Raw genomic sequence first — 231 nt, 5'->3', positions numbered from 1 at the left:
TGGCCCCTCCCGGCCGACGTGAGGGCCCGGGTGCGCCCCACCGTCCTGCGGTCCCGCACCCGCCGGGCGCTGCGGGAGCCCGGCGTGCGCACCCGGCTCGTGGACCTGGACCGCGTCATCGTGCGGCGGGCCCGGCTGCATGGGCTGCGCTGGACCTCTCACGCCGACACCTGGTTCCATCTGGCCTCCGTCCTGGACCGGGACGCGCTCGTGGCGGTGGGGGATCGGCTG

Annotated in this window: 1 pseudogene; it reads left to right on the top strand. The window is 77.5% G+C overall.

Going from position 1 to position 231, the window contains the following annotated elements:
* Positions 1–30: 30 nt before the first annotated feature.
* Positions 31–231 (top strand): annotated as a pseudogene (locus tag KVS67_RS13575) (hypothetical protein); the annotation flags it as partial.

Origin of the sequence: Micrococcus sp. GbtcB5 (genome assembly GCF_019091605.1) — a bacterium.
In the GTDB taxonomy this organism is placed as follows: Bacteria; Actinomycetota; Actinomycetes; order Actinomycetales; family Micrococcaceae; genus Micrococcus; species Micrococcus luteus.
Note: the sequence above shows the minus strand (reverse complement) of the source record. Positions and strands in the feature narration are given on the sequence as shown.